The sequence below is a fragment of the Sphingobacterium olei genome (assembly GCF_005048855.1).
Lineage (GTDB): Bacteria > Bacteroidota > Bacteroidia > Sphingobacteriales > Sphingobacteriaceae > Sphingobacterium > Sphingobacterium olei.
In genome coordinates this window covers 447,520-468,787 of record NZ_SUME01000004.1, presented here as the reverse complement: position 1 = coordinate 468,787, position 21,268 = coordinate 447,520, and the positions used below count along the sequence as shown (strand labels likewise).

The following is a 21,268-nucleotide window of genomic DNA, read 5'->3' as shown; positions in this document are numbered from 1 at the left end:
CATCGAAGATAATTTTAACTTTTCACTTTGTAAAAATGAACCCTACAGTCGACATCATTTATAAGTACTTTCCAAAATTAACTCCGGTCCAAAAAGAACAATTTGCTAAATTGGAGGAGGTATACCCGTTTTGGAACGACCAAATCAATGTGGTATCGCGTAAAGATATTGAAAGTCTGTATTTAAAACACGTGCTCCACTCGCTAGGAATCGCTAAATTTATTACGGAACTTACTCCCGGTACCCGAATTCTGGATGTAGGTACAGGCGGAGGATTCCCAGGTATCCCATTAGCTATTCTATTTCCTCATGTACATTTTCATTTGGTAGATTCGATAGGAAAAAAAATAAAAGTAGTACGGGAAGTAGCAGAAGCTATCGACTTAAAGAATGTCGAAGCCGATCACATTCGTGCCGAACAGTTAGACTATAAATATGACTTTGTCGTTTCCCGGGCAGTAACCCGTCTGGCTGATTTCGCGCCCTGGATACGAAACAAATTTGAGAAAAAAGATAAAAATGCGATTCCCAATGGTATTTTATATCTGAAAGGTGGCGACTTAAAAGAGGAGATAAAAGAATCGAAACTAAAGGCAGAACTGCATCCGCTATCTAGCTACTTCGACGACGAGTTTTTTGACACAAAATACGTAGTCTACGTGCCGATGTAGGTGAAGTCAAAATGAAAAAGTAAAAACGCAGCACATTACCCCAGTTCCTCAGTAATCTTTTGTCCTATTGCATTGACTTCCTCATCCATTCCGAACAAAGGCAAGCCCGTCTCGGGACTTAATTTAAGCCAACTTGTTTCGGTGTCTTTAATAATCTGTATGTATTCCTTTCCGTCCTTAAAAATAGTATAAGCATCTTTTTCATCCGGAAAAACCGAGTATACGATGTTTTCTATTTCGATGTCAAAAGGTTCCTGTAATTCCATATATCACGTATTTTTGACAAAGTTAATATTTCTATCTCTATTTTTTTCGCAAATACTTGAAGAAAACAACAGATATTCCTATATTGTAGCATACCTCTTATGAACAAAATAGAACAAATAGCCCTCACAAAAATAAAAGGGATCGGCCCAAAGTTGAGCCGGTTGCTGCTTGCATACTGTGGCAATGCCGAATCAGTTTTTTCAAGCTCGAAAAAGCAACTTTTATCCATTCCGGGTATTGGCCCCGCTTCGGTGGATTCCATTCTCTCAAAATCTTACTTAAAAGAAGCTGAAGATGAGCTCAATTTCGTCGAGAAACATAACATTCAAGTTTTATGGATAGAAGATGACAACTACCCACAACGCCTCAGACATTGTGAAGATGCACCCATACTCCTATATTATAAAGGTGAAGGAAATTTAAATCCGCAAAAAGTGGTAAGTATCGTCGGTACGCGAAACGCCACCAGCTACGGCAAACGGATCTGCGAAGAATTAGTACATGATCTAAAAGATCTAGGTATACAAGTTGTAAGCGGACTCGCATACGGAATTGACATTCATGCGCATCGGCTTGCAGTGAAAAACGATTTATCCACCATAGGTATATTAGGACATGGTTTAGATAGGATCTATCCCGCTGCACATCGCGAAATAGCCTCACGAATGATTCAACACGGTGGATTATTAACCGAATTTCCTTCGGGCACCAATCCGGATAAACAAAATTTCCCGATGCGCAACCGAATTATAGCGGGACTATCTGATGTCACTATTGTGATCGAGGCAGCCATAAAAGGAGGTGCTTTAATAACTGCTGAAATCGCGAATACATATAATAGGGATGTCTGTGCCTTTCCGGGGCGTATAGACCAGGAGTATTCTGCCGGTTGCAATTACTTGATTAAAACCAATCGTGCTCATCTGATCCGACATGCAGATGATCTTTGCTACTTAATGAATTGGGAAAGAACAGAAGTTGCAAAGCAAGTAAAACAGCTCACAATCTTACCGCCCGGCCTAACCAAAGACGAACAAAAAGTATATAATTTTTTAAAAGAACACGAACAGGCTACCATCGATGCGATTGCACTGCACCTAGACTGGCCACAAAGTAAATTAGCGATCATATTATTAGAAATGGAAATAAATAACCACCTGTTGTCATTACCAGGAAAAGTATATAAATTAATCTAATTGCCAAAATAGAACAATATGATTCCCGCAAAAAGTGATTTTTCCAAACTGACTATCAACCCACTAACAGATAAGTAGCAAAATTCTTTCCGAAAACTAAAAATTTTGCTACTTTTGTGGTGGGTAAGTCCTTTACGACCAGCTCCCATTGACTCCCCCAGGTTGGGAACAAAGCAAGGGTATTTGGTTGAGCGGTGCGATAAAGGGAGCTTGCCCATTTTTTATTTTTATTGAACTAGCCCTCTCTTTACCTAATTATTCCTTTCCTTCACAATTCTAGTTTCAAAATTTCCAATTCTTTATTTAAGTCCGTTCAGGTCCGTCATTGCCTACAATCAACTTTGATCTAACTCCGCTCAAATTACGACGTATAAATAGTGGGGGTACTAAAAACGTTCTTTAAAATCACCTTTCTTCTTTTAAGCTTACCTAATCCGGCTTCCACTAAACACAAATTTACTTAAGTTTGACTTAACTAGGATATTTTTCGTTTATTTGTAATTCGAATTAACACGAACATATGAGTTGGTTTAAAAGAAATAAAGCAGGAATCAGTACTGCAACAGAAAATAAAAAGGAAGCTCCTGACGGCATGTGGAATAAGTGTCCTGCATGTAAAAAGCCTCTTCTAAACTTAGAGCAAATCGAGAATAATTATGTATGTCAATATTGTGATTATCATATCCGAATTGGCTCCGCAGCCTATTTCTCAATCTTATTTGACAACAATTACTTCACCGAGTTATTTGCCAATTTAACAGCAGGTGACCCCTTAAATTTTGAAGATACTAAAGCTTACAAAGATAGGTTAGTGGAAAGTCAGGCAAAAACAGGCCTAAAAGATGCTATTCGTTGTGGGCATGGCAAAATAGAGGGACAGGATTTGGTGATCGCTTGTATGGATTTCACATTTATTGGTGGATCGATGGGATCTGTAGTAGGTGAGAAAATAGCCCGCTCAATAGATTACTGCATCGAACATAACATTCCCTTCATGTTAATCTCCAAATCTGGAGGCGCCCGTATGATGGAAGCTGCTTTTTCCTTAATGCAAATGGCAAAAACATCCGCAAAATTAGCCTTATTAAGCCAAGCGAAACTTCCGTATATCTGTTTACTAACAGATCCTACAACGGGAGGTGTTACCGCATCGTATGCGATGCTAGGCGACATTAACATTGCAGAACCTGGCGCATTGATCGGTTTCGCTGGACCTCGGGTTATTAAAGAAACAATCAAAAAAGATCTTCCTAAAGGTTTCCAAACCTCTGAATTCGTTAAAGAACACGGTTTCTTAGACTTTATTATCGACAGGAGACAATTGAAACAAAAAGTAGCGACATTTTTAAAATTAGTGGGATAAAACATAACAATGCTCTTCGTTTGAAGAGCATTGTTATTATAATAAATCATAGATATCTCCAAAAAGACCATATTTTCCGTGCTTTCAAATAACTCAGATTATTTTCATTTCTATAGGCTTCTCTTTCAAAAGAAATATTTAAATACGCCCGACGAAACTGCCGATATTTCAAAAAACGGACTATAAACTCTATTAAATACCACGTATAAAAGGGCACTATCAACAATTCCGTAACTTGTGAAAGGTGAATTCGCTCGTGATTGATTAAAATTTCATCTTCCTTCAAGGATTTATCGCGAAGGAAAACAAATGGAAATATCGTAATGGCACTTGCGTTCCCGGCCGAAAAGAAACGTGTCCAAAATTTACTGACGATAATTATTCCTTTCATTAACTGATTTTTTTTAATTTTTTCTGTCTTTACCCCAGACTCCCCGACTCCCTTTCTATCCATAGACCTCTCCTAACTTCGTCGCGGTGATGTTCCACTGTCATTACCTTAAAAAGATCTGTATGCAAATTTTTACTCATCAGGATGACAAAAAACATATGAAGGTCAAGGACAACAACAAAGAAACCTGTCATGCTCTTTTGCACAGCTTTTTAAATTCAAACTTAGATTGTATATTTGCTATTACTAATATTAGAACGTATGCCATACAAAGAGCGTGAAATAAATAAATTGTATTATACAATGGGTGAAGTTACTGAAATGTTTGATGTAAACGCCTCCCAAATACGTTTTTATGAGCGTGAATTTGACATTCTTCAACCTAAAAAAAATAAAAAAGGCAATCGCCTTTTCACACAGGACGATATCTCCAATCTTAAAATCATCTTTAATTTAGTGAAAGAAAAAGGTTATACCTTGCAGGGAGCCCGAGAATTCCTGCGCACAAATAAAAACGAAGCAAAAGAGAACCAACGCGTTATCGATTCCCTTGAGCGATTGAAATCTTTCCTATTGGAAGTGCGGGACAGCCTATAACAAACGATTACCTTCCAGCCAATTCTATTACTTCTAGATTCTCTATTTTATCGCCATTGATATCGAAACGCATTAATGTGCGCACTTGATGCCATCCTTGCTTTCCGGCTGCACCGGGATTAAGATGTAATAATTGTAGCTTGGAATCGTACTGTACTTTCAAGATATGCGAATGTCCACAAATAAATAATTTGGGTGGATTAGTGATAATTTCAGACTTTATACCAGCCGCATATCTACCCGGATAGCCTCCAATATGCGTCATCCAAACGTCTACTTCTTCACAGTCAAACCTCAAATGTTCGGGACATGCCAGTTGTACATCTTTCCCGTCAATATTACCATATACACCTCGAAAAGGTTTAAAGGCCGCTAACGTATCCACAATTTCTATAGATCCAAAATCACCAGCATGCCATATTTCATCACACGCATCGAAATATTTAAAAACAGCCTCATCTAAGAAATTATGCGTATCTGAAAGTAAACCAATTTTTTTCATTTCATCCCCCAGTTCCTTACAAAGTTAAAAAAAACGAACTTAACAAGTCCCTGTACGATTGACTATACACGCCTCTGTCGTCATATATCACGAATGAACTACTTGTCATCTGTTTACAGGTCCCATCTTTTTTTAATGAAATAATAGAACGTATATATTCGGTATCGGAATAAGATTTAACCTTAACTTCTTCTACAAGAACAAGATCATCTGCTTGTGCTATATCCACAACTTCGACAGCCAATTCACAAGGCAATATCAATTGAAGGATGCCGTCGTTCTTCAACGCCTGTGCACTGAAACGAACCAGATTATGAAAAAACAGGTGATCCGTATGCCGTGCAAGTTTTTTACGGTCGTTCGGATTATGGAGGGAGTTGACATAAAAAGGTGGATTGCTGACAATCAAATCATATTTATCTTGAGCTTCGATACACTCGAAGGAACCCTGTATCAAATGTAACCTTTCCGCAAATGAGGAACAATTAAAATTAGAACGCGCAGTTTGTGCAGCTTGGGGGTCAATTTCTACGGCATCAATTTTCGCTGTATCAAATCGTTGCGCAAGCATTAAAGCGATAACGCCGGTACCCGTGCCGATATCTAAAACATACCCGGGATGATTATACTTTGCGAGTGCACCGAGCAGAACACCATCGGTATTGATCTTCATCGCACATCCAGACTGATCTACTTCAAATCTTTTAAAACGAAATATGGAACCCATTCCCACAAATCTAGTTAATTTTTAAGTTGAACTTCCTGAAAATTATAATTACTTTAGTCTAAAATCAATACATCATGTTGCGTACCGCTAAGATTCTCGTTGCTCTAGTTTTCTTGTTAAGCTTTTCCAAATACACGTATGCACAGTCTTCTTGCGAAGAAATTACGACGGCCTCTTTACAACGATTGACGCCATTGCTGGAAAAAAACGATTTTTCACAGATCGAATCTATCATAAGCACGTTGGAAAGTGTATGTGGACAAGGTGAATTTACATTGCGTCTTCAACTGATTAGACAGTTAATTCTAAAAGAGGATACACAAAAAGAAATCTCCTCCTATCTCGATAACCATTACGACGAAATACTAGCGCACAGGTACGACAATGCTGCCGACAAAAATTACAGGAATATTTACACCAAGGACAAAGCAAAGTTTCATTTTATTCCGTTGAATCATCCTGTGGATTCGCTCATACGACTAAAAGCTACCGCTTTATTAAATTCTCCAAGTTATACGCTTACCGAACGAGAGGAAGCCATTAGTCTGTTATTTGCGGATGACATTGATGCATTCTATACACAGCTCAACCGTCAGCCAAAACGTAAACCCGTGGCACAGATCTACTATGAATTGGAATCGAATAAACAGCGTACCGGATTTGCTATATATGCCGGTGCTTTTGGAACGGTGGGTAAAAATAGTACGTTTGCCACCTCCCCCTCTTTTGGCGCTTCGGTGATGTCCCCCCTGGCAAACCAATTCGTCTTTGAACTCGCCATTAAATTTAGGTTGAATACGAATGATAATTATTTTGAGTTTAACGACAATGGCGTGATCAAGGACATCAACTCTTCTTCCAGCTTTTTCTTTGGAGGTACGGCAGGGTACAAGGCCCTGGACAACGGCCCTTGGATTATTCTTCCAAAAGTAGGGGCCGGATTCGGTTTTATTAATACTGGTTTATCTGAAACTACCTTTTACAATGGAGATTATTACGAAGAAAACGGTTCTTCCGGTATTCAATACAACAACGCAAATACATTCCATACATTTATAGGCGTGGCGCTGATGAGGCACGTGAAGGGTAGAAAGTTTATTGGGGTTGAAGCGGGTTATCATTATATCCCCTACAACTGGGACAAAGACCTGATTACATCCATACAGCCTCGTTATTGGAGTCTGGAGCTGTTTCTTAAATTATAACCCCTTTTAAAAAACTAATTCTTTAATAACCGCTGAATTTCATCCAATTTCATCAAAGCTTCAACTGGGGTTAGGGTATTGACATCTAAATTGTTGAGCATATCCCTTATTTTTTCCAATACCGGGTCATCAATCGCAAACATTTGTAGTTGATAGGCCTGCTTTTGGATTTTACGCATACTATCCTTTATTTTCTCTCCTCCTGTACGTTCCTGTTCCAAACGTTTCAAAATCTCATTTGCACGACCTATCAACCGCGGCGGCATACCTGCAAGTTTGGCTACATGGATACCAAAACTATGTTCGGATCCACCGGGCATAAGCTTACGTAAGAAGATCACTTTGTTGTTGATTTCTTTTACAGTGACATTAAAGTTCTTCACCCTTGGCATGGAGCTGCTTAATTCGTTCAACTCGTGATAATGCGTAGCAAATAGTGTTTTGGCCCGTGCAGTCGGATGGTTGTGCAAAAACTCGGCGATCGCCCAGGCGATGGAAATACCATCATATGTACTGGTACCACGACCAATTTCATCCAGCAAAATCAGGCTACGATCCGATAAGTTGTTCATAATGCTGGCCGTCTCATTCATTTCTACCATGAACGTAGACTCACCGGATGATAAATTATCTGAAGCGCCTACACGGGTAAAGATTTTATCGACTAATCCAATATATGCCTCTTTCGCCGGAACGAACGAACCGATCTGTGCCATTAAGACAATCAGACCTGTTTGACGTAACAAAGCCGATTTACCCGCCATATTTGGCCCTGTGATAATGATAATCTGTTGTGTATCGGGATCCAAATACGTATCATTGGTGATATAGTCTTCACCAATAGGAAGATTCCGTTCAATAACGGGATGGCGACCTCCTTTGATATCTAACAACCTGTCTTCCGTAATTTCCGGCTTTACATAGTAGTTCTTATCTGCAATAACCGCAAAATTAAGCAAGACATCCAATTTAGCAATCAATTGCGCGTTAAGCTGAATAGGCTTTATATATGCCGCTATAGCAACTAGCAATTCGGCATACAGCCGGTTTTCGATGACTTGAATTTTTTCTTCCGCTCCTAATATCTGGTCTTCGTATTCTTTTAGCTCTTCGGTAATATAACGTTCGGCATTGACCAGGGTCTGTTTTCTAATCCAACCTTCCGGCACTTTATCTTTATGTGTATTGGTTACTTCAAGATAATAACCAAATACGTTATTAAAGGCTATTTTCAACGATGGAATCCCCGTTAATTCAGACTCTCTACGTTGTATTTCTAACAAATAATCCTTTCCACCGAACGCCACGCGTCTCAATTTATCGAGATCAGCATCAATACCGTCTGCCATCACGTTTCCCTTATTCAAGGCAACGGGGGGTTCAGGGAACACCTCTTTTTCGATCTTATCACGAATAATCGAACAGGCGTTCAACTGTTCAGAAATAATGCGCAACGATTCAGATTCCGACACATTTGTTAACTCTTTTAGCTTCTCGATAGCGAAAAGCGATCGTTTAAGCTGTATGATTTCACGTGGATTTGCCTTCTGAAGACCGATCTTACTGATGAGTCTTTCCAGATCACCTACTAATTTGATTTCCCTAATCAATTCATCTCTTAAATCCCGATTTTGATGAAAATACTCGACGACATTCAGACGTTCCTGAATGGATTTTTTATCTTTCAGAGGCATAACAATCCACCTTTTGAGCAAACGTGCCCCCATTGGAGAAGAGGTGTCATCCAAAACATCTGATAATGTAATTGCATTTTCATTTGCTGAACCAATTAACTCTAGATTTCGAATCGTAAAGCGATCCAGCCACATGTAGCGATCTTCCTCTATACGCGATATATTGGAAATGTGTTGCAGATTGCGGTGTTCTGTTTCATTCAAATAGTGTAATGCAACACCCGCGGAAATAATACCCAGTGGCATCCGATCAATGCCGAATCCCTTCATGGAGTTAACTTCAAAATGTTTTTGAAGCGCCTCTTCCGCATAGTCGCCCGTATAAGGCCACTCATCCAATAGATAGGTATAATAGGTGTTGCCAAAATGTGCGATAAACTCTTTATTCTGCTTCTTTGGCATAATGACTTCAGTAGGTTTAAACCCCTGGAGTAATTTATCAATATAGCTGATGCTACCCTGTGCGACAAGAAACTCCCCAGTCGATATGTCTAAAAACGCTACGCCTACCTGTGTCTTATCTATAAATAAAGAAGCTAGATAGTTGTTTGATTTTTGTTGGACAATATTATCATTATATGAAACACCCGGCGTTACTAACTCTGTGACACCACGTTTTACAATGGTCTTAGTTTGTTTCGGGTCTTCCAGCTGATCACAGATAGCCACACGTTGGCCGGCACGCACCAATTTTGGCAGATAGGTTTCCAACGAGTGATGTGGAAAACCTGCCAGGGCCGTTTCTGACTCACTCCCATTCCCTCTCTTGGTCAATACAATACCTAAAATCCCTGCTGCCTTAATTGCATCCTCACCAAAAGTCTCGTAAAAATCACCAACTCTAAACAACAGTAAAGTACCTGGATATTTGGTCTTAATGCTGTTGTACTGCTGCATTAACGGAGTTTCTTTCTTTGCCTTTGCCAATGGTTTTATGCTTTTAAATAAGCTGTAAACTTAGATAAATTTGCTTTTATTTGCAATTATAATTGCCTTGAACCAAAGCAAATTTTAAATAAACTTACTTACATTTTTTCTAAATAATTAGGGATAAAATTATTTAGTTTTGTTGACTCAAAGTAAAGTCTGATGGCTATCAAACGCGTGAATCGAAGAAAAAGAAATAAAATAAAATCTCTTCCTATAAAAAAGAAGATTTTGAAATGGACATTACGTATCGTGGGCGGATTTTTTGCGGGTACTATTTTTTGGGTGCTTCTTCTTATCGTTATGGATCCACCGATCACATACCTGCAGCTCCAACGTGCATTTGAACGAAAAGCTGCAGGAAAAGATTGGAAAATAGACAAAGAGTGGCTAGATTATAAGGACATCTCAGACAATTTAAAACGAGCGGCAATAGCAGGAGAAGATGCACATTTTATGACACATAATGGCTTTGACACGAAAGCCATCAAAGAAGCTATCGAAAAGAACAAGGAAGGAAAAAAATTACGGGGAGGAAGTACCATAAGTCAACAGGTGGCCAAAAATGTATTCCTATGGCCTGAAAGATCCTGGCTACGTAAAGGACTAGAAACCTATTTTACCGTGTTGATTGAAATATTTTGGAGTAAAAAACGTATTCTCGAAGTATATCTCAATGTGATTGAAATGGGACAAGGGGTATATGGTGCAGAAGCAGCATCCAGATACTATTTTTACAAATCCGGAAAAAGTTTGAGCAAAAAAGAAGCGGCATTAATTATAGCGATCTTACCGAGTCCGCAAAAATGGGACGCCCGCAATCCATCAAACTATGTAAATCGTAGAGCAAATAACATCGTTAGGTATTTAAATTACTATAGCATTCCTGAATAAAACCTTCATAAGGGCGTCTAAAAAGGGAGCCACCCAAAAGAAAAACGCATCATTACGAGGAGAGCAGCGAAGAAGCAAATTTGTTATTCTACGTTGCGTAAAGACTGCCGCGTCGTACCTCCTCGCAGTGACGTTTAAGTAGACGCCCTGTGATTACAATCACGACGATACAGTGCTTTTTAGAGACATCTCATAAAGATTCCTGACCGCACTTTCAGAAAAAATACTAGAATATCACGCATACAGGTTGTCCGATTGCTATTCTCTTCTTGCTATCTGTAAGTGCACCTGTTTTGATATTACGATTAAAAATTATAATTTCATCAGACTGCTGATTCGTTACCAGTAGAAATTTTCCTTCTGGAGAGAAGTTGAAATTTCGAGGTGATTTCCCTTCTACTGAATACACGCTTTTTTGTTCTAGAAGTCCATTTTTCAGAATCTTATAGTGAACGATAACATTTGCTTCGCCACGATTCGTGGCATATAGATATTTCCCATCCGGAGATATCTTCACGTCCGCTCCTCCCTGTTCGCCGATAAATCCTTTTGCATAGATCGGCAACGTTTGATGGAGTTTCCAGTGTCCGCTACTATTTTGATAAACCGCAATCTCACCGGTAAGTTCCGCCAGTGCGTAAATGGTAGCGGCATCTGCCGCAATAGCAACATGACGGGGCCCGGATCCACCTTTTAACTTAATTTCCCCTACTTGTTGAAATGCGTAATCTGTACCCGTATTTACGATGGCATATTCCACGACACGATCCGATCCCAAATCCGAGACATATAGTCTATCCCCTGCTGTATTAAAAAATGCGGAGTGGACATGAGAACTTTTCTGTCTGGATACATTTGGCCCTGTACCTTCGAACTGGATAAAGTCTTCTTTCTTATGAATATAACCGTCGGCATTCAACGAATATAAGACCAACGAGCCGCTGCTGTAATTGGATACCGCCAGCACAGGTTCTTTATTTCCGATGGCAACATGGCAGGGGTGCTTACCTTCTGTTGACAACTGATTTAACAGATCAAATTGTGGATTGGAAAATTTCAACGCGGATACCTTTCCGTTTTCATCTTCATTAACCGCATAGATATATTGCGCATTGCGCGCTAGAAAAGAAGGATTATTGGTTTTAAAATAGGACTGCATCGTAGCATCGCCACTGGAAACATCAAAACTGTACAGATATATCCCCTCACTATTCCCTTTATGCGTATAGGTTCCGACAAAAAGAGGGATAGATTGTGCGCTTCCGGATTTTAGCATAACACTCATTACGATATGTATTAAAAAATATTTCATATATATATATAATTATTCAACAATATATTGTCTTCAATGGTATTCATGAATGCTCCGCGATTTGACTTTTATGGTCATATGGAATATTTGCTTTTTGATCTCACCTCAAGCTAAATGAATATTTAAAAATAGTAATAATTCAGGTGCTAAACGAATTATACAAAAATAGGAGACGCCCCCTAGGAAAAAACTGTTATACCCGCTACTGTTTCGTCACAGTCAAGACTCCTTTATCAATCCCGGACGACAAATCCAAGACAAACACATATGTCGCTCCATTTTCCAACTGTTTGCCCGTTACGAGTCCAAGATTTCCGGAATCTCTCCCGTTTGTACCATCACCTATGAATATGACATCGCTTGAACCTGTAATAGAAGTATGACCAAACTCGCCACCCCATCCTTTCTGATGGAAAAACTTAAAGTTTATATCTGATGCCCGTATCGTTTGTCCTGCAACAACTGTAATTTGGTATTTTTTACCTCCGATAGGTGCCATGCATAGGGCTTTTTCGGTAGTCCATCCAACTTCATTTCCAGCTAGAGACGGTTTCCCAACACCTTGTCCAATAATCCAGACCGCTCCCGTACCATCATTATTTAAGGTCGCAAGATTATCCCCTTGCATCGCTTCAATAACAAAATATTCTTTCCCAAAATCAGCAGTAATCCGATATTTACCCGTCATCGCATTAAAGAAATACTTGTCATCTTCTTGTCTAATGTAATCCGCATCAATCCACCAACTTGCCAGTTCTTCAATGCCATCTATCATTAATTCCTCGTTGTATGTCAGCTGTAAATCTACAGCGTACAGATCGTCCGAGATCATACGCATCCCATTTCCATTCACCGCGTATCCAATAATAAAAGGACTCGCTTGATAATTAAATGTATTAAACGAAATACTATATTCGCCAGATGTAGAATTGGAAAATGGAATAGGTTGTGCACTGCCTTCCGTTACCTTATCGACGTCCCAACCGAATTGGACAAGATTCCCATTTGTACCATACATAGGAGCTTCTATATATCCATTCACTTTAAAAGGCAGATTTTCGGTCAATTCGTACTGGTATAACCCAACTTTTTCCATGCGATAGGATACAGTCGGTGTAACTAGCGTTAAATACGGAAAATCAGGGCGTGCCAACGGAAGTTCAACCTCTTTCTCCGTTTTTGTTAACGTAATGTTCTGTAACGTAAATTTCAATGTTGCCGTTCCATTAGGCACATTGGCATAGTAAGGCACAAAAATCTTACCCGAATATGTGCCATAAGTCTTCGTGCGTATGGTTTGCTCCGCTACTACATCTTCGCTATAATACAATTGTACTTTTAACGTAGAAAGATCAATAGCCTGGTCTGCGACATTTACCGTATAGGAAATGCTGTCTCCAAAGAAAGCATTGGTCGGTACAGCTGTAATATCGATACTCGGTAACCCCTCACCAATAGGAACAATCAACTCCTCCTTACAGGAAGAAAAAGCAATGCAACATGCTATAATGATCATATAATTGATACAATTTTTCATCCGTTTCATTTTTTCTAAAGTGTATAATTTTAAATGGCCATCGAGAACCTTCATGAAGCTTTCATGGCTGTTGGTGTTGCCAGCAATCATGGAGTTTTTTTCCAAGAATAAGATACTACGGATTTTGCCGGTGCTTCGTAACTAAAGTGATTTTTACCATCTGAAAACGTAATACGCGAAGCCTCACCTGTATCATTGATAAGCACAACAGCATAACTGTTATCCGGATTTTTAAAAGCCGTATAAATAATACCTTCTGCGGTATATCCTTGTGTCCCGATACGTACTGCCCCTGGTTTCACAACAGAAGACAAATGTCCGACGATATAATAATGTGAGTTTTTACGTATCGTTTTGTAGTCTCTGGAACTAATATCTACCGCTCCGTAACAAGTCTGACATCCTCCGTCTCTATTCGGGCCACGTTCGGTATCCAGCATCAGGTTCCATACAATTACGGCTTTACTCCAATTGTTAATCGTCCCAAGTCCCACTTCCTTCATATCTTCCAAAAGACGTAAGCCAAGATTTTGTCCATCATTCCATGTACCTATTGAAGTTTCGGTAAAAATGATCTCCTTATGTGGGGCCTTAGCCTGAATGTCGAGTAATTCAGCTTTGTTACCACCATAATTGTGATAGGCAGAACCAGCGAAATAGGTGGCGGCGGTTGCATCCTCAAATATTTTAACCGGATAATCTTCTTGATCAGCCATGTTGTCGTAATTGTAGTTGTGATCAAAAGCATATATTTTAGTATCAAGTCCGGCAGCTCTGAGTTTCGGTCCTAAGGCATCACGTACAAATGCTTGCTGTTCGTGCCAAAACATCAACATGGACGCTGAATTGCCCGGATTCAAGGGTTCATTTTGCGGTGTGATGGAATAAATCTCAATCCCGTTAGTATTCATCGCTTGTATCCATTTCACAAAATAGGTCGCATAATCCTGATAATGTGCAGGATTTAGATGTCCACCAGTCCACGAATCAAAAGGCGCCAAATTCGTGAGATTATTTACTTTCATCCATTTAGGCGCTGTCCAAGGTGAACCTAAGATTTTCACATTCGGATTAATAGCCAATATTTCTTTCAGGACAGGAATCACGTAATCCGTTTCTTCTGATTGAAGTGCAAAATTGGCTAGCCCTGGCGTGTCATTCAGCGTGTACTCGCTAAGAGAAAAATCCGAACAGCCTATAGCGATACGAATATAGCTTTGCCCCATACCTTCGGATTCAGAAAATGTTTCCTTGAGAAATTTTGTTCTGTCCGATGACGTCATCTTTAGTAAATTATAAGCAGTTGAGCCTGTAATGGCTGCTCCGAAACCGTCCATGGTTTGATAGGTTACGCTCTCATCCAAAGTAACCGTCCTGGGGGACATGTTGGATGTCGTGCTAAAGTTGACAAAGGATTTTCTGAAATCCAGCGTTCTACTACCTGTAGTTGTATAGATTTTGATATCTCCAGAAGTAGGTTCTGTAGGGTTTTCAGGAGTCAATGAATTATTGTCTGAGGCACAGGCCGTAAAGATGGAAGTAATGATACTTCCGCATATTAATGTATTTCTAAGATTAAGCATGTTATACAATATTAATAACCAAGATTTTGTTGAATATTAGGATTCTGATCAATGACCGACTGCGGAATAGGTAAGCGATAAGAATTGGCACTAAATGGGTACACCTGTGTTCTACGTCCGGTATCTTTTGCAAACACAGAATTCATAACCTCTTCGACTTTGTCCAGTCTCACCAGATCAAACCAACGTTGCCCTTCGAAAGCCAGTTCCAAACGCCTTTCTTTCAACAGCGCATTCAATAGTGCTTCTCTATTTGTCCGGGTAGCTGTACCTAATTTGGGGAGATTCACCCGTTGTCGAACCTGATCGATAATGTCTGCCGCTGCAGAAAGTTCAGGACTGTCTTTTAAGATCATTGCCTCTGCTTTAAGGAGCAAAATATCTGCGTAACGGTATTTGATAATACTATTTAAAGCCGAACGTATCTTATACATAAAAGGATAACTGCTCGTTGGATAATAATTGCTCCAGGTCGTCTGATAATACACGATAGATTCAGTATATCGAATTTGATCACCTTCTAATTCGTATGCTCTGATCAGATCACGGGAAGGAGTTACCCACTTAGCCCAGGTAAAATTCGAGTTGTAGTTGATCAAATCACGGCCAAACATCCAGGTTACCCAGTTGCCATTTCCAGAAAAGAACTGCGCTTCCAGAATAGATTCTTTTGTGTTACGCATTTTAGCATCCGTGTTATCCGCATTCATCCCAAAAAGATTGGTAAAATCGGTCTCCAAAGCAAAACCATCAGCAGCTAGTTCATCGGTATATTGGATTACTTTCGTATAATCACGGATTGGCTTTTCAGCGTAGACTTTAGCTAATAGCGCCCTTGCGACAGATTTAGAAAGCTTCGTTTTATCCGAAGAATTGTTACCGGGTGCAAATGGCATCGCCTCTAAAAGATCTTTTTCAATTTGTTTGTACACCTCTTCTTCTGTACTTTGCTTCGGAAAATATTCATCGTACACTTCTTCTATGGTCTCGGCAGTAATATCTCCAGCTATTGTTGTGATAAGTGGTATGTCTCCCCATAAACGTACCATGTCAAAGAATATCATGGCTCTGAATATTTTTGCCTCGGCTTTATACTGCTGTCTTTCGGCAGTGGTTAGGGAATTATCCTGTACCGAATCTACATTCACGATCAACAGATTCGCGCGCGCCACATCTTCCAAATAGCGGTTCCAGTCTCTGCTCATGACGGAGTTCGAGCCTTCAATCGAATTATTTTCAAACGGCAGTACTTCAGCTCCTGTGGTCCCTGCATAGGCGTTGTCACTATGCGAATCCCCTATCAATAGTACGTCGAGATACCAATGCTCCTGACGATCACGTAACTGATTATATAACGTTTGAAGATGACTCTGCACTTCAGCTTTATTTTTAAAAACGACCTCTTCCCCTTCTTCATTAATGCCTTGTGTCACATCTGAAAAAGAATCCAAAGGGTCTTTGTTTAACGAACAGGCGCTCCATAGCAACATCATTGCAAAGAGTACAATTTGATATATAAAATTTCTTTTCATTACTTCCAATTTTTACGTATTAGAACTCAAGACTTACACCAACTACATACGAACGACTATGCGGATACGTCCCCCAATCTATTCCTTGTACAGCGCCACTCCCACCCCATTGATTTACTTCAGGATCCATACCCGAATAGTTCGTGAAAGTCAACAGGTTGCTAGCTGATACAAATGGTTGTAATTTATGGATTCCCCACCTTGTCAGTACATCACCTTTGATATCGTAGGAAAGGGATACATTTTTAACCCGTAAATAGCTGCCATCTTCGATAAAATAAGTTGAATTTTTTAGGTCAAAGCCTGCCTTTGGCACTTCGGTATGTTGACCAGGAACGCGCCATCTCTGCAATACTCGGGTAGATTGGTTTTTACCATCGTACATACCTTCCATCTCCATTCTTGATGCATTAAAAATATCATTGCCATAGGTTCCCTGAAGAAATATGTTTAAGTTAAAACCTTTATAAGCGAAGTTGTTGGTTAATCCAAACGTAAAGTCCGGATTTGGATCACCGATATAGGTACGATCTGAAGAAGAGATCCTTCCATCACCGTTAATATCGCGATACATCAATTCTCCGGTTTCCACATCTACGCCATCGCTAATGTATCCAAAGAAACCACCGAGAGCTCTTCCAGGTTCATTGCGTACGACCGTTTCGTTGACAAAGTTGGACGTAACGGCTGTATTATAGATCTTCTGTAAAGCCAAGCTTTCTAATTTATTCTTATTGAACGAAATATTAAAATCTGTACTCCAACCGAAATCACCAACGAGATTCTTCGTATTTGCATTAATTTCAAATCCCCGGTTACGCATGACACCTTCGTTTCTCATGATCGTACCTGACACGTTTGCACCACTCGGTACCGTTACATACATCAACATATCCTCGGTTTTTTTGTTATAATAATCCACGTTCATGGATAACCTGTTGTTGAATGCCGTGAAATCGACACCTATGTTGCTTTGGGAAGTAGTTTCCCAGGTCAAATCCCTGGTCCTTAAATTGCCGGCACTAATAGTTGGCACGGCATTTTCCTGTCCTGTTACAAACCATTCAATACGTCTGAGATTATACATTTGCAAATACGCATAATCACCCAACCCGGATTGATTACCAGTCTGTCCCCATCCGCCTCTTATTTTGAGATCATTCAGCCAGTCGACATCACTTAAGAAACTTTCGGCAGAAAGACGCCAGGCAGCAGAAACAGAAGGGAACACCCCCCAACGGTGATCGGGATGCAATTTGGAAGAGCCATCTGTCCGTACATTTGCCGTCAATAGGTAACGGCTATCGTAGTTATAAGCGACACGTGCAAAATAGGACATAATTGCCCAATGCGACGCGCCTGATCCGGTACCATCCCACGAAATTTTGTTGGCCGCATTCAGGGTTTCAATCAAGTTATCACGGTAATGGGAAGCATTGATCCAGCTATTTCTGTAATCAGAGCTCGTCCACGACGAACCGCCCATTGCTTCTATGTTATGCTTATCGTATGATTTATTGAAGGTCAGTATATTATCAAAAGTTAATACCGTGTTCATATTGCGGGCATCGGAACCTTCGCCGTATTGATTTCTACCCCATGAGGTAGACAGGGGGTCCAAAAAAGTCGTTGCCATCGCATTACGTCGATCTAAGGCAAACGTTGTTTTAAAATTAAGTACAGGAGAAAACGTGATGGTACTGCTTCCCGATGCGAGAATACGGTTCTCCCTATTTTTATTGTTTTTACTACGGGCAATATTTTCCAGCGGGCTGGTAATGTTTATACCGTAAAAATCGGTATTGTATTGCCCCGGGTTAAACACGTCCCAAATAGGTGCAAATGTCGGTGTGTTAATAACCGAAAGTACGACTCCACCCCGATTGGCTCCTGTACCCGTTATAATGCCATTGCTATTGTAATCCGAATAAGCGACATTAGCATTGATGGTGAGCCAACTGCGAACTTTGTTTTCAATATTCCCTCTAAAGTTGTACCGTTTGTAGAAAGCGGTATTGATAACACCTTTTTCGTTGAGATATCCACCTGAAAGGAAATAACGCAGTTTGTCGGTACCGTCAGAAATGGATAACTGGTAATTCTGAATATTTCCCGTGTTATAGGTTTCATCAAACCAATCGGTTTGATCGGTCAATCCCACAGGTATATTAACCAGTCCGATTTCGTCCTGGAGTTCTTTATACTGCGCGGTATTCAGCACCTCTATCTGATTAGCAACTCTATTTTGAGTTGCCTGTACATTAAATCCTATCTTCGCTTCACCTACTTTACCTCTTTTGGTCGTGATTAATACCACCCCATTCGCCGCGCGTGATCCATAGATTGAAGCAGATGATGCATCCTTTAGGATCTGCATATCGGCGATATCATTAGGCGATAGAAAATTAAGGTTATCGACAGGTACACCATCCACCACGTACAGCGGATCATTGCTTCCGTTAAAGGAGGTGGTTCCACGGATACGTATGGAAGTTTCACCACCGGGAGCGCCATTCGGCTGGATAACAGATACACCCGCTGCTTTACCCTGAATGGCCTGTCCTGCAGAGACAATAGGACGCTCATTCAGATCTTCGAGCGATACACTCGATATCGCAGTCGTTACATCTTTCCGTTTTACAGTACCATAACCAATTACGACGACGTCCTCCAACATGGATGACGATGGTACAAGACCGATATTGATCATAACAGCGGTCACTGCTATGGACTGTGTATCATACCCCAAATACGAAATACTAATCCTAGAATTGGCAGGTAGATTGGAGATAGAGAAATTTCCATTCTCATCGGTCGAAGTGGACAAATTGGTTCCGACTACTGTAACAGTAGCTCCAATAATGGGTTCATTTGTACTTTCATCGGTGACTTTTCCGCTTATGCTCGACGGGTTCTGGGCATAGAGTCCTGAACTGCACAGCAGCATAGAAAATAGTATAAGATGAAACGTAACTTTGGTAAAAAGCTTCATAGACTTATAATTGTTTAAACTATAGATTATAATGGAGGAGATATCAATTAGCTCCTATACAAAGGTAAAGAAGTAGGAAAGCTTTATTCTAGCATTGAAGGAAGTGGAGTACTAAAAAGTAACACAGAACACAACAAAAACAACTGTAAAACAGACTCTTACAGAAAAACATCCATTAAAGAAAGTAACTATTTATAGCCGATTAGAACTGAACTTCGCCGATTTTTTTAATCTTATCTTCGAATTCATCCTTAGATCCCAAGACTTTATTACGCACTTTTACGCGATAATTATAAACCGTTCGTAAGGAATAACGGAGGAAGCTCGCAATCTTTGTAGAGTCAGAGATACCCAAACGGATCAAAGCAAATATACGTAACTCCGTACTGAGCAATTCTTCGGACTTTGGAAGGATCTGTTCCTCCGGTTTCAATAGTTTGTTGAATTCGTCTATAAAAGACGGGTACAAATTCAAAAATATAATATCAAAATTACGGTAGAGATCCTCCAACTCTTCCTTGATCACATCTTGTGATTTTAAATGTTTGAGTATATCACTCTCTTGCTTATTCGCCAGTTTCTTCAAAATCGTTTTACGTGCGTTATCCATCTTATCGATATAGGATGAGCATATATCAAAAAAATGGGCAATATACTCTTCTTTGATATGGTTGGATTCAGAAAGTTCGTTATTTACTTTGAGAAGCTGGTCGTTCAGGTGATGCAGGTCATCATTGGCCTGTTTAAGTGCTATCCGTATTTTTTTTAGTTTTTTAATTTGGATAAAGAGAACCCCAAGAACCACCGACAATATAATAGTCATCAAGCTGATAACCATCAAGTAACTTTTGAGCTCGTTTTTTTGCCTATTTTCCTTTTCTTGAAAAGAGGCATTAATAATGGGATAAAAAGACGAACTTTCAATAGTTCGATAACGAACGTTGCAAAAAATAGCATCGTTAATTGCTTCCTGAATGTATAAATATGCTTTATCAACATCTCCCTTTTCGTAGTAACATAAGGCCAAACTTTGTAGAGATGCATTGTCCTTAACCGCATGTTTGATATCAGTTAGTGCGGACAGACCAAAAAAATAGATTTGCTTGTCTAATTCTCCTTTGTTCTTATAGATTATCCCCAATAAGTAAGCGATTAACCCACGTTCGCTAAGGGTTTCATCGGTCTCCTGTAATAATTGACGGAGGAGTTTCTCTGCAACCGTCGTTTCATTATTGTAAAGTTTTTTCGTCGCATAAGTGATCTGGTACTCTATAGATTGAGGATCAAGTACAGATAATAGCGAATCCCGAAATATTTCACTTTCTCTAAAATAAAGATCGTTATTACTACTTTGTCCATAATGGCTACTGAATTCAGAATACGCCTTATAATAATCAGGCAATAAATCTTCCGACATTTGCGCTCTGCTTATTTGACTCAGCAGATCTGCGGACTCTATAAACTTGCCTGCTGATGAATATAAACTTGCCAGTTGGATGAGGGACTCATCAATAAGATATTGATTGTTCAGCTCGCGTCCGATAAGTTGGTTGGCTTTTATATAAAATATAGCCGAATCAATCTGGTATTTTTTAAATTCATGATAGAGATTGAGATGCAATACATATTTATCATGCAGGTTTTTTGTCGTTTTTAATGCATCTTTGAATCTGGAGATGGTTTCAATTTTCTTTGATTCGAATTGGCTTTTTCTATTTAATAGAAGATGTAGTTCCTTTTCCACAGAATCGACCTGGGAACTAGCAAATACTACTGTATCAAAACTTAATACACTACATAGAACAACTAAAAATTTATACATTGCCAAAACGTTACGCACCATACGAAATTCGCTTACTTCCCAAAATCTCATTGCGT

Annotated in this window: 17 protein-coding genes and 1 other RNA gene; 7 read left to right on the top strand and 11 right to left on the bottom strand. The window is 39.6% G+C overall.

What is annotated here, in order from left to right; all coding sequences use genetic code 11:
- Positions 1–35 precede the first annotated feature (35 nt).
- Positions 36–671 carry a 16S rRNA (guanine(527)-N(7))-methyltransferase RsmG gene (gene rsmG / locus FAZ15_RS11920; protein ID WP_136901530.1) on the top strand — a complete coding sequence of 212 codons (636 nt, stop codon included), beginning with the start codon at positions 36–38 and terminating at the stop codon, positions 669–671.
- Between the two features lie 35 nt (positions 672–706).
- Here rsmG and FAZ15_RS11915 read toward each other — a convergent pair whose 3' ends face one another.
- Positions 707–937 carry a hypothetical protein gene (locus FAZ15_RS11915; RefSeq protein ID WP_136901529.1) on the bottom strand — a complete coding sequence of 77 codons (231 nt, stop codon included), beginning with the start codon at positions 935–937 and terminating at the stop codon, positions 707–709.
- Positions 938–1,036: 99 nt separating this feature from the next.
- Between FAZ15_RS11915 and dprA the strand changes: the two genes are divergently transcribed.
- From dprA to accD, 3 genes are all read left to right on the top strand, one after another.
- Complete coding sequence (gene dprA / locus FAZ15_RS11910; RefSeq protein ID WP_136901528.1) at positions 1,037–2,134, top strand: DNA-processing protein DprA; 1,098 nt, start codon at positions 1,037–1,039, stop codon at positions 2,132–2,134.
- Between the two features lie 121 nt (positions 2,135–2,255).
- Positions 2,256–2,353: signal recognition particle sRNA small type (gene ffs / locus FAZ15_RS11905), an RNA gene on the top strand.
- A 301-nt stretch (positions 2,354–2,654) separates the two neighbouring features.
- A complete protein-coding gene (gene accD, locus FAZ15_RS11900; RefSeq protein ID WP_136901527.1) occupies positions 2,655–3,497 on the top strand; it encodes an acetyl-CoA carboxylase, carboxyltransferase subunit beta in 843 nt (280 codons plus the stop codon).
- Between the two features lie 46 nt (positions 3,498–3,543).
- Here accD and FAZ15_RS11895 read toward each other — a convergent pair whose 3' ends face one another.
- Complete coding sequence (locus FAZ15_RS11895; RefSeq protein ID WP_238387232.1) at positions 3,544–3,888, bottom strand: hypothetical protein; 345 nt, start codon at positions 3,886–3,888, stop codon at positions 3,544–3,546.
- 261 nt (positions 3,889–4,149) lie between these two features.
- Here FAZ15_RS11895 and FAZ15_RS11890 point away from each other — a divergent pair, with 261 nt between their 5' ends.
- On the top strand, positions 4,150–4,485 hold the full coding sequence (locus tag FAZ15_RS11890) for a MerR family transcriptional regulator (protein ID WP_136901526.1): 336 nt from the start codon (positions 4,150–4,152) through the stop codon (positions 4,483–4,485).
- Between the two features lie 7 nt (positions 4,486–4,492).
- On the opposite strand, the gene FAZ15_RS11885 is transcribed toward FAZ15_RS11890, so the two are convergent.
- Positions 4,493–4,987 carry a metallophosphoesterase family protein gene (locus tag FAZ15_RS11885; protein ID WP_136901525.1) on the bottom strand — a complete coding sequence of 165 codons (495 nt, stop codon included), beginning with the start codon at positions 4,985–4,987 and terminating at the stop codon, positions 4,493–4,495.
- Positions 4,988–5,003: 16 nt separating this feature from the next.
- Entirely contained in the window at positions 5,004–5,714 is a 711-nt protein-coding gene (locus FAZ15_RS11880; protein ID WP_136901524.1) for a tRNA1(Val) (adenine(37)-N6)-methyltransferase, read from the bottom strand.
- 74 nt (positions 5,715–5,788) lie between these two features.
- Between FAZ15_RS11880 and FAZ15_RS11875 the strand changes: the two genes are divergently transcribed.
- Positions 5,789–6,919: a hypothetical protein gene (locus FAZ15_RS11875; protein ID WP_136901523.1), complete on the top strand. Its 1,131-nt coding sequence runs from the start codon at positions 5,789–5,791 to the stop codon at positions 6,917–6,919.
- A 14-nt stretch (positions 6,920–6,933) separates the two neighbouring features.
- Here FAZ15_RS11875 and mutS read toward each other — a convergent pair whose 3' ends face one another.
- Positions 6,934–9,540 carry a DNA mismatch repair protein MutS gene (mutS, locus tag FAZ15_RS11870; protein WP_136901522.1) on the bottom strand — a complete coding sequence of 869 codons (2,607 nt, stop codon included), beginning with the start codon at positions 9,538–9,540 and terminating at the stop codon, positions 6,934–6,936.
- Positions 9,541–9,702: 162 nt separating this feature from the next.
- Here mutS and mtgA point away from each other — a divergent pair, with 162 nt between their 5' ends.
- Positions 9,703–10,434, top strand: a complete 732-nt coding sequence (gene mtgA, locus FAZ15_RS11865) for a monofunctional biosynthetic peptidoglycan transglycosylase (protein WP_136901521.1) — start codon at positions 9,703–9,705, stop codon at positions 10,432–10,434.
- Between the two features lie 226 nt (positions 10,435–10,660).
- On the opposite strand, the gene FAZ15_RS11860 is transcribed toward mtgA, so the two are convergent.
- The 6 genes from FAZ15_RS11860 to FAZ15_RS11835 form a co-directional block, all read right to left on the bottom strand.
- Positions 10,661–11,746 carry a lactonase family protein gene (locus tag FAZ15_RS11860; RefSeq protein WP_136901520.1) on the bottom strand — a complete coding sequence of 362 codons (1,086 nt, stop codon included), beginning with the start codon at positions 11,744–11,746 and terminating at the stop codon, positions 10,661–10,663.
- Between the two features lie 202 nt (positions 11,747–11,948).
- Entirely contained in the window at positions 11,949–13,283 is a 1,335-nt protein-coding gene (locus tag FAZ15_RS11855) for a DUF5125 domain-containing protein (RefSeq protein WP_136901519.1), read from the bottom strand.
- An 86-nt stretch (positions 13,284–13,369) separates the two neighbouring features.
- Positions 13,370–14,866, bottom strand: coding sequence for a glycoside hydrolase family 30 protein (locus FAZ15_RS11850; RefSeq protein WP_136901518.1), 1,497 nt, complete (start codon positions 14,864–14,866; stop codon positions 13,370–13,372).
- Between the two features lie 11 nt (positions 14,867–14,877).
- The gene (locus FAZ15_RS11845; RefSeq protein ID WP_136901517.1) at positions 14,878–16,398 is read right to left on the bottom strand and encodes a RagB/SusD family nutrient uptake outer membrane protein; all 1,521 of its coding nucleotides are present in this window, start codon (positions 16,396–16,398) and stop codon (positions 14,878–14,880) included.
- 19 nt (positions 16,399–16,417) lie between these two features.
- The gene (locus FAZ15_RS11840; RefSeq protein WP_136901516.1) at positions 16,418–19,390 is read right to left on the bottom strand and encodes a SusC/RagA family TonB-linked outer membrane protein; all 2,973 of its coding nucleotides are present in this window, start codon (positions 19,388–19,390) and stop codon (positions 16,418–16,420) included.
- 202 nt (positions 19,391–19,592) lie between these two features.
- On the bottom strand, positions 19,593–21,263 hold the full coding sequence (locus FAZ15_RS11835) for a DUF6377 domain-containing protein (protein WP_202912380.1): 1,671 nt from the start codon (positions 21,261–21,263) through the stop codon (positions 19,593–19,595).
- Between the last annotated feature and the right edge of the window lie 5 nt (positions 21,264–21,268).